Origin of the sequence: Bradyrhizobium sp. (genome assembly GCF_019242285.1) — a bacterium.
Lineage (GTDB): Bacteria > Pseudomonadota > Alphaproteobacteria > Rhizobiales > Xanthobacteraceae > Bradyrhizobium.
In genome coordinates this window covers 1-8,741 of sequence record NZ_JAFAVV010000207.1, presented here as the reverse complement: position 1 = coordinate 8,741, position 8,741 = coordinate 1, and the positions used below count along the sequence as shown (strand labels likewise).

Below are 8,741 nucleotides of genomic sequence, written 5' to 3'. Positions count from 1 at the left end.
GAGCTGTTCCGCTGCAAGCACGAGGTCGCGATTGCGCTCCCAAGAGGCGTCATAGGGCTCGTCGGGATCCTGATACGCACCGCGTGAACCGTGCACCACCGCCCAGATTCCAAAGCGAGGAGATGTTGCTGTCATGAGAGCCTCTCTCGAACGATTTCATATCGCGTCGCGCGCAAAAGCGGTTTGTTTTGACTAATGCACAGCCGCGGTGCAAGCGCACCAACCATCAAAAGATATTCTTTGCCGTGCGAGCGCCCGCAAAGACATCATCAAACTCCGGAACGAATGACAATTGAAAAACCGCTCTATTTCTGTTCGCGAAAATTCGTGGGACAGTTTGTGCGCGTGATGAGAGTTGCTGTCAGTCGCGGCGCAGCGAGCAGTCGCTGATGCCCGTTTGCTGTGCAGCACCATGCTTGCTCCATGACGCGCGACGAGGCGCAACCGGAAACGAGCATCCTTGAGCAATATCGAACAGACCGTAGCATCGGCCGAATTCAAACAGGCGTCCCCAACCAACGGAACCGCATCGGCCGAGCGCACTGACACACCGCTGCTCGGCAAGCGCGGCCTGCTGCTGCTCTCCTGGGTCGCGCCGGCCACGCTGGTGATCGTGTGGGAAATTCTGGCGCGGGCCGGATGGATTTCGCCGCAAGTGCTGCCCGCGCCCAGCAAAGTCATCTCCACCGCAGTCAAGCTTACGACCAATGGCGGCCTCCCGAACGATCTCGGCGTGAGCCTTCTCCGCGCTGCCGCGGGCTTTGCGATCGGGGGCAGTGTCGGTTTTGCGCTCGGCACGCTGGTCGGCTTCTCGCGCATTGCGGAAGCGGCAATCGACCGCAGCGTCCAGATGATCCGTGCCATTCCCTTCCTCGCCGTGCTGCCACTGGTGATCGTGTGGCTTGGCGTTGGCGAAGCCGAGAAGGTCTTTCTGGTCGCACTCGGCGTAACGTTCCCGATCTATATCAACACGACATTGGGAATTCGTCAGGTCGATCCCAAGCTGATCGAGCTCGGACGCATCCAGGGCCTCGGCTCGCTCGAACTGATCCGGCGCATCGTCCTCCCGGGCGCCCTGCCGTCGATCCTCACCGGTGTTCGCTATGCATTGGCAACCGCCTGGCTGGCGCTGGTCGTCGCCGAGACCATCGGCGCGCAATCCGGCATCGGCTTTCTTGCGATGGACGCCCGAGAGTTCCTGCGCACCGACGTGATCGTGCTCACGATCGTGATCTACGCCCTTATCGGCGTGGCAGCTGATGCGATCGCGCGGCTCCTCGAGCGGCGCTTATTGGCCTGGCACCCGAACTACGGCGGTGGACGATGACCGTGCACGTGACGCCGCCAGTAACGTCCTCGCCGGCCGTGGTCGTCAGCAATCTCCGGCGCGCTTACGGCAAAAGAGTCGTGATCGACAGGCTCAACCTGCGCATCGAGCGCGGCGAGTTCGTCGCGCTGCTCGGTGAAAGCGGCTGCGGCAAGACCACGCTGCTCAGGGCACTGGCTGGCCTAGATACGATCCAGGGTGGACGGATCGCTGCACCACGACGGCCGGCCGTTGTCTTCCAGGAACATCGCCTTCTGCCATGGGACAACCTGTGGCGCAACGTGTCGCTCGGCCTTCAAGTCCCGGACGCGCGCGAACGCGCGGCCGCCGCGCTTGCAGAGGTCGGCCTCGGTGACCGGCTCGACGACTGGCCTCGCAACCTCTCGGGCGGGCAAGCCCAGCGCGTGGCGCTCGCCCGCGCGCTGGTGCAGCAACCAGAACTCCTTTTATTGGACGAACCATTCGCCGCGCTCGACGCGCTGACACGCATCCGCATGCACGACCTCGTCCGCGAGCTCGTCGCCAATCACCGGCCCGGCGTGATGCTGGTGACGCACGACGTCGACGAAGCGATTGCGCTGGCCGATCGCATCCTGGTCATGCGCGACGGGGCCATCGCCTTCGAGCATCGCAAAGCCGATGGGTCCGTCGATCGATCCGCGCTGCTCGCCGAGCTCGGCGTGAAGACCGCACATGCCGCATGAACCGTCTGGAAAGGACCGCATCCATGTCCATCTCATCGTCTGACAACCCGTCCCGACGCCGTTTCCTTGGCACGGCAGCATTCGGCATCGGAGCGCTCGCCGGGCTTGATCTCAATCCGGCGTGGTCGGCGACCGGCCGCACCACGGATCTCGTGCGCCTCACCTGGGGACTCAGCGGCCTCAACCTGATCGCCAAGGAGCGCGGCGAGTTCGAGAAGGTGCTGGCCAAGGACGGCATCAAGGTGGAATGGCTCGGGCCGTTCCCGAACCACGCGCCGACCTTGCAGGCCGTGACCGGCGGCAGCACTGACTTCTCCTTTGGTGGGAGCACGACACCGGCGCTGGCCGCCATCATCGCCGGCTCGCCGCTGGTCTTTACCCAGTTCGTCGTTTACGAGCCGCGCTCCACGGCGATCATCGCCAAGGATGATTCCGGCATCAACAACATCGAGGACCTCGTCGGCAAGTCGGTCGCGGTCAATCGCTCGGGGCTTGGCGAATTCCTGCTGGTCGCCGCGCTCGAGAAGCACAAGGTCGACCGCTCGGCGGTCAAGTTCGTCTATCTCAATCCGCCAGATGCTGCGCCGGCGCTTGCCTCCGGCAAGGTCGATGCCTGGTCGATGTGGAGTCCGGGCGTCGATATCGCGCGGCTCGAATACAAGGCGCACGATATCTTCCTCGAGGGCCGCGACCTCGAATTCCAGATCGACTACACCTCGTACCTCACCACGCGCAAATTCGCGACCGATCATCCCGCGCTGGTCCGCGCGGTCAACGACGCCTTCCGCGCCGAAGGCAAGTGGATCTCGGAGAACACCGAGGACGCCGAATACATCGCGCAGAAGGCGGGCAAATACAGCGATCAGGTCCGCGACCAGTTCATCGCCATGAACCGGCAATACCGCTACTACCCGGTCAACGACGAGAAGTTCCTGTCCGAATTGCAGCGCGCCGCAGACTGGCTGGTCGCGCGAAAGGTGCTGCCCGAGCCAGTCAGGGTCACCGATCATCTGGCGCAGCTCTGATCGCATTCTGCAGTCGCATCCGGGATCAAGACATGAACAAGCCTCTGTCAGCCACCAGCCTCGCACCGTCCAGCCCGATCGATCTACGCTCCTCCGAGCTCGACAGCCTGCTCGCAAAGATCGCCGAAGGCGAAAGCGAGCGTGAGCGCGAGCGTATCCTGCCCTTCGATGCGATCGATCTCATCCGCCGCGCCAGGCTCGGCGCGTTGCGGCTACCTGCATCTGCCGGCGGCGCCGGCAGCTCGATCCGGGAACTGTTCGAGGTGATCATTCGCCTCGGCGAAGCCGACGCCAATGTCGCCCACATCCTGCGCAACCATTTCAGCGTGGTCGAGCGACTGGTGCGTCATCCCCGCGGCGAACAGGGCCGACAGTGGCAACAGGCCGTCGCCGATGGCGCCATCATCGGCCTTGCCACCACCGAGTTGGACACCCCGCAGGTCGGCAACATCGTCCCCAACACGACTTTGACGCCGGATGGCGACGACTACCTCCTGAACGGCACCAAGTACTACAGTACGGGCACGCTCTATTCCGACTATGTCCTGGTGCGCGCCGCCGATCCCTCAGGCCGGCCGGGCGCGACCATCATTCCCGTGAAGCGCGACGGCATCGAACTGATCGACGACTGGGATGGACTCGGACAGCGGCTGACCGCCACCGGCACCACGCATTTCCGCAACGTCCGCGTCAAGCGGCAGGAGATCGTGTTCGACGCGCCCGACGTCGGATATGGCGTGCCCTATTCGAACACGTTCGCCCAGCTGTTCCTGACCGGTATCGTCGCCGGCATCGCGCGCGCTGCGCTGCGCGATGCAGCGGCGCTGGTCCGCTCGCGCAAGCGCACCTTCTATTATGCGCCCAGCGCGGTGCCGACCGACGATCCGGCGCTGCAACAGACCATCGGTCAGATCGCAAGCGGCGCCTTCGCCGCCGAGACCGTCGTCCTCGCCGCGGCCGAGGCTCTGGATGTAGCCACGGACACGTTCGATGCCGGCGCGCCCGAGGCGGCGGAGGCCGCGCACAGGGCAGCGCTATTGTCGGCTCAGGCCAAGATCGTCGCCGACGATTTCGCGATCCGCGCCGGCACCCTGCTGTTCGACGTCGGTGGCGCATCCGCCACCAAGAAGGCGACCAATTTCGACCGGCACTGGCGCAATGCGCGGACGCTGTCGTCGCACAATCCGACCACCTACAAGGCCCGATCGATCGGGCAGCACGTGATCAATGGCACCCCGCTGCCGGCCAAGGGCTTCTTCTGATCCGTCGCCGGAAAACGAGGCAATGCAGGGTGAGACGTCGATGGAAGGAGCACATCAGATGGCCAAAGCGGACGTCCATCTCGTCGATGAGACCAACGAAGTCGAGCAGCAGTTCCGTTCGGTCATGCGCCGCCTCGCCGGCGGCGTCAGCATCATTACCGCAGGCCAGGGGAACGACATCACGGGGATGACCGTGACCTCGCTGACCTCGCTCAGCGCCTCGCCTCCCCGCCTCCTGGTCAGCATCAACCGGCAGGCATCCTCCTTTCCTTTGATCGACCGCTACCGGGTATTCGGCGTCAATATCCTGGGATCCGACCAGCACGAGATCGCAGGCCGCTTCAGCAATGGACGGCTGAAGGGCAGCCAGCGCTTCGAGGGCATCGACTGGTTCCCCGGCTCCTCCGGTGTGCCGTTGCTTGGGCATTCGCTGGCGACCATCGAATGCCAGGTCGAGGAAATCATCGAGCGCCATTCCCATGGCATTGTGGTCGGCAGCCTGCTCAGCTTCGAACTTGCGCCGCGCCTGTCGGGGCTGGTCTATTGGAACGGCCAATACATCGAAATCGATCCCGACAACGACCTCGACCTGCTCGCCGAGGTCAGCATTCCCCTCCCGCACGTCCGGTGACGCATGAAGCGCGAAATCGCATCAGATGAGGATGCCGTCGCCGCCAGCCAGGACGGCACCGCGCTGAAGCGATGGCAACTCGACCGTATCGTGGCCGAGCTGCGCGTCTCACGCGAGGAAACGCATAGCATCCGCCGTGACGGCGAAGCGCGCCGCGCGCCCTCCCGCGAGGCGCTGGAAGACATCCTCAACAGGCTGACCGAAGCGCTGTTTCCCCGCCACTATGGCCGGTTCGACCTCGACGGCGAGAATATCGACTATTTCGTCGGCCATACGCTGAGCATCGCACTAGACCAGCTCTGCGAGCAGATCCACCGCGGAGCACTGTTCATCGGCGATGAACTGCTGCCGGGATTTCATCGCAAGGACGCGGTCGAGCTCACGCGCCGCTTTGCATCCCGCCTACCTGCCCTGCGTGGACTTCTGATCAGCGACCTTCGCGCTGCGTTTGTCGGCGATCCCGCGGCGAAGAATTTTCCGGAGATCCTGATCGGGTATCCCGGCATGACGGCGATCATTCATCACCGGCTTGCTCATATCCTGCATGGCCTTGATGCGCGACTCGTGGCGAGGCTTGTCGCGGAAATCGCCCACACCCGGACGGGCATCGACATCCATCCGGGCGCCAGCATCGGGTCCGGTTTCTTCATCGATCACGGCACCGGCGTCGTGATCGGCGAGACGGCGATCATCGGCGACAACGTACGCATCTATCAGGCCGTCACCCTTGGCGCCCGGCACTTCCCGACCGACGACGAAGGAAAATTGATCAAAGGCGACGCCCGTCATCCGATCGTCGAGGACGACGTCGTGATCTACGCTGGCGCCACCATCCTGGGTTGGATTACCATCGGCCGCGGCTCTACCATCGGCGGTAACGTCTGGCTGACCCAGGACGTCCCGCCGAACAGCGTCGTCACTCAGGCAACAGCCCGCAACAAACCCGGTACAGGCCAGAATTGAACCGCAAGAGCCGTCAGGCCGCACGCACGGTGGCGAGAAACTTTGTAAGCTCCACCTTGAGACGATTGCTGTCTTCGGACAGCATCTGAGCTGCCGACAGCACCTGCGAAGAGGCAGTCCCGGTCTCGGTAGCGCCGCGCTGCACCTCGGTGACGTTGGACGACACCTGATCGGTGCCCAATGCCGCTTGCTGAACGTTGCGCGAGATTTCCTGGGTGGCCGCGCCCTGCTCTTCCACCGCAGCCGCGACCGTCGAGGAAATCTCCGACAGCCTTTCGATAGTGGAACTGATCTCACGGATCGAGACAGCAGACTGCTCCGTGGCGCCCTGGATGCCCAGGATCTGCCCACTGATCTCGCCCGTGGCCTTGGCGGTCTGCTCAGCAGCGCCTTGACTTCCGAAGCAACCACCGCAAAGCCTCGTCCGGCCTCACCCGCTCGCGCCGCTTCGATTGTGGCATTAAGTGCCAAAAGATTCGTCTGGCCTGCGATCGTGTTGATGAGATCGACCACGTCGCCGATCCGTGCGGCTGCCTTGGACAGCTCGCTGACGCGCTCGTTAGTGGTCCGGGCCTGGGTGACGGCTTCGCCGGCAATCCGCGCCGATTCCTGTACCTGTCGGCTGATCTCGGTCACCGAGGACGACAGTTCCTCCGTCGCCGAAGCGACCGACTGCACGTTGGCGGAGGCTTCCTCCGACGCCGCCGCAACCGCTGTCGCCCGCTCCTGCGAGCGCGTGGCAGTCGAGGTCAGGGTGGTGGCGGATGCCTCGAGCTCAGTCGACGCCGAGGATACCGACTCGACGATCTCGCCCACGGTCGCCTCGAAGGAATCCGCGAGCTGAATCATCTCCGCCTTGCGGCCCGCCGCCTGAACCTTTTCGGTTTCAGCCTGTTCCGTGCGCAATCGCGCCGTTTCAATCATGCTGTTCTTGAAAACCTGAACCGAGTTCGCCATCTCGCCGATCTCGTCGCCGCGGCCGATCCCCGGGATATTCACCCGGGTATCGCCCTTTGACAGATTTGTCATGGCACGAACCATCGCGGTCAGCGCGGTCGAAATTGAGCGCCCGATGGCGAACGACAGAACCCCCATCGCGACAAAGGAGAGCGCGACAGCAATCAGCATCCACGTTTTGACGTTATCGCGGCTTCTCGCTTCTGCAGCTTCGGCCTCCGCGTACAGCTTTTGGACAGCCTGGCCGATCTCCACCATCAGTGGTTCGAAGCCGCGAAAAGTCTTCATCATGCTGACATCGTATCCGGCGACCTGTCGCGCTGTTTCGGCCCAGGCCAGAACTTCACTTTGATACTTCTCCAGCTTCGCGGTGATCTCCGCTGGAGAAGGGCCAGGGAGAGAAAGGGCTGTCAGCGTGTTGGAGAAGTCAGCAACAGCCTTCTTGAAATCGTCGATATATTTCTGGTCGCGCCGCAGCATGAAGTCCTTCTCGTGCCGGCGCATGGTTGAGAATCCGTTGGTCAGGCGTGCATCGTCGATTTGCTTGAGCTTGGATTCCACTTCGTGCGCTGCAGATCGCAATGAACCGCTCAGACCAAGCGTCTCGTTCAGCCCTAGCCTGGTCTCGGCGCTGACCAGCCCGGCGAAATCGGCAGCATAGGACTTGAAGCTTTCGTGCGCCGCTTTCGTCTTCTCCGCAAGCGCGCCAAGGCCTTGCGCCGTCATCATCGCGAACTGCTTGTCGAAATCGCGGTTGATCACTCCGACGAGCTCAGCGTGGGTTTTCGCGTAAGACTCGTTATGGCGCGTCTGAAAGTTCTTTTCTGCGCGGCGCGCTTCGAGCATTTCAATCGAAAGCTGCTTGTTGAGATCGAAAATGGCGCGGGCGCTTGTCGCGGATGCGCGCGAGGCCTCCTGTGACAGGTTACCGGCCTGATAGATCCCGCCAACGACGAGAAGCGCGACAAGTCCAGTGACACCAATGGCCATGATCTTGTGCGTGAGGCGAACTGAAAAGCCGCTCATTGGAAGTTCCCCGGAAAGACTGGACGAAAAGGAAGTGCGGCGCTGCTCGGGCGGACAGTCGCTCATTTTATGGGCAGAGCTTACGAGGAAGATGCCAAGGGTTTGTTAACGCAGCCCGGTAGAACTACGAGTGATCGCCAAAACGTAAGTGAAATTTAAGACTTCTCCCGGAATGCAGCTACCGTGACGTGCACGCTCCGGGCGCGCTCATCTCAGGCTGAAGTCGCTTGACGCGACAAGAGCAAAAGGCAAGCGGTCCGCCGGCGACGCCCTAGACAGCCGCCTTCCAACGCATCAAGCGGCGCTCGATCGCCTCCAGCACGGCATTGAAGGAGAGCCCAATGACCGTGATTCCGAGGATGCCAAAATACATCTGCGGGATCAGGAAACTGTACTGGCTGTAGATGATGAGATAGCCGAGGCCGGCCTTGGCGCCGACCATTTCGGAGGCGACCAGCACCAGCATGGCCGACGCGCTTGCGAGGCGGATTCCGACGAAGATCGTGGGCAGCGCGGCCGGCAGGATCACCTTGCGGAAGAGCTGCTGCGAGTTCGCGCCCATGGTCCGCGCCGACTTGACCAGGAGCGGGTCGACCTGCTTGACGGCCGCGATGGTGTTGAGCAGCAGGGGCCAGGCGCAGCTATAGATCACCATCGTGATCTTTGAGAACTCGCCGATCCCGAGCAGCAGGATGAACACAGGTAACAGCGCGAGCGGCGCGGTATTGCGACAGACCTCGATGAACTGATTGAGGAGATCGCCGAGCCGGGCGTACCAGCCGACCGCAAGGCCGAGCGGAACGATGACCACGAGCGAGATCAAAAAGCCGCTCAGCGCGCGCAGGA

General features: G+C 62.8%; 8 protein-coding genes and 2 pseudogenes. 6 read left to right on the top strand and 4 right to left on the bottom strand.

Translation table 11 applies throughout. From position 1 onward, the window contains the following. Positions 1 to 135 (bottom strand): annotated as a pseudogene (locus tag JOY90_RS07765) (alkanesulfonate monooxygenase); the annotation flags it as partial. 418 nt (positions 136 to 553) lie between these two features. Here JOY90_RS07765 and JOY90_RS07760 point away from each other — a divergent pair. From JOY90_RS07760 to JOY90_RS07740, 5 genes are read left to right on the top strand one after another with little or no spacing between them, the layout of a single operon-like run. Then, complete coding sequence (locus JOY90_RS07760; RefSeq protein WP_291690561.1) at positions 554 to 1,327, top strand: ABC transporter permease subunit; 774 nt, start codon at positions 554 to 556, stop codon at positions 1,325 to 1,327. Next, entirely contained in the window at positions 1,324 to 2,031 is a 708-nt protein-coding gene (locus JOY90_RS07755; RefSeq protein WP_291690560.1) for an ABC transporter ATP-binding protein, read from the top strand. Before JOY90_RS07760 ends, JOY90_RS07755 begins: the two co-directional genes overlap by 4 nt. Before the next feature lie 23 nt (positions 2,032 to 2,054). Further along, complete coding sequence (locus JOY90_RS07750; protein ID WP_291690559.1) at positions 2,055 to 3,056, top strand: NrtA/SsuA/CpmA family ABC transporter substrate-binding protein; 1,002 nt, start codon at positions 2,055 to 2,057, stop codon at positions 3,054 to 3,056. Positions 3,057 to 3,088: 32 nt separating this feature from the next. Continuing rightward, a complete protein-coding gene (locus tag JOY90_RS07745; protein ID WP_291690558.1) occupies positions 3,089 to 4,318 on the top strand; it encodes an acyl-CoA dehydrogenase family protein in 1,230 nt (409 codons plus the stop codon). 58 nt (positions 4,319 to 4,376) lie between these two features. Then, positions 4,377 to 4,949 carry a flavin reductase family protein gene (locus JOY90_RS07740; protein ID WP_291690557.1) on the top strand — a complete coding sequence of 191 codons (573 nt, stop codon included), beginning with the start codon at positions 4,377 to 4,379 and terminating at the stop codon, positions 4,947 to 4,949. Between the two features lie 108 nt (positions 4,950 to 5,057). Here the strand turns inward: JOY90_RS07740 and JOY90_RS40080 are convergent, their stop codons facing one another. Then, a complete protein-coding gene (locus tag JOY90_RS40080; RefSeq protein ID WP_367276893.1) occupies positions 5,058 to 5,222 on the bottom strand; it encodes a hypothetical protein in 165 nt (54 codons plus the stop codon). Between JOY90_RS40080 and epsC the strand changes: the two genes are divergently transcribed. Next, positions 5,145 to 5,912, top strand: coding sequence for a serine O-acetyltransferase EpsC (gene epsC, locus JOY90_RS07735; protein ID WP_367276892.1), 768 nt, complete (start codon positions 5,145 to 5,147; stop codon positions 5,910 to 5,912). The two genes, JOY90_RS40080 and epsC, sit on opposite strands and share 78 nt — an antisense overlap. Positions 5,913 to 5,925: 13 nt before the next feature. On the opposite strand, the pseudogene JOY90_RS07730 reads toward epsC, so the two are convergent. Both JOY90_RS07730 and JOY90_RS07725 read right to left on the bottom strand, forming a co-directional pair. Next, positions 5,926 to 7,895: pseudogene (locus JOY90_RS07730) on the bottom strand (methyl-accepting chemotaxis protein). A 271-nt stretch (positions 7,896 to 8,166) separates the two neighbouring features. Next, a partial coding sequence (locus JOY90_RS07725; protein ID WP_291690555.1) for an ABC transporter permease occupies positions 8,167 to 8,741 on the bottom strand: 575 nt, incomplete at its 5' end.

What these genes read in the sequence shown, in the direction of transcription:
- JOY90_RS07750 (WP_291690559.1), top strand. Translation starts at nt 2,055, where the DNA reads ATGTCCATCTCATCGTCTGACAACCCGTCCCGACGCCGTTTCCTTGGC.
- JOY90_RS07755 (WP_291690560.1), top strand. Translation starts at nt 1,324, where the DNA reads ATGACCGTGCACGTGACGCCGCCAGTAACGTCCTCGCCGGCCGTGGTC.
- JOY90_RS07740 (WP_291690557.1), top strand. Translation starts at nt 4,377, where the DNA reads ATGGCCAAAGCGGACGTCCATCTCGTCGATGAGACCAACGAAGTCGAG.
- JOY90_RS07745 (WP_291690558.1), top strand. Translation starts at nt 3,089, where the DNA reads ATGAACAAGCCTCTGTCAGCCACCAGCCTCGCACCGTCCAGCCCGATC.
- JOY90_RS40080 (WP_367276893.1), bottom strand. Translation starts at nt 5,222, where the DNA reads ATGGCCGACGAAATAGTCGATATTCTCGCCGTCGAGGTCGAACCGGCC.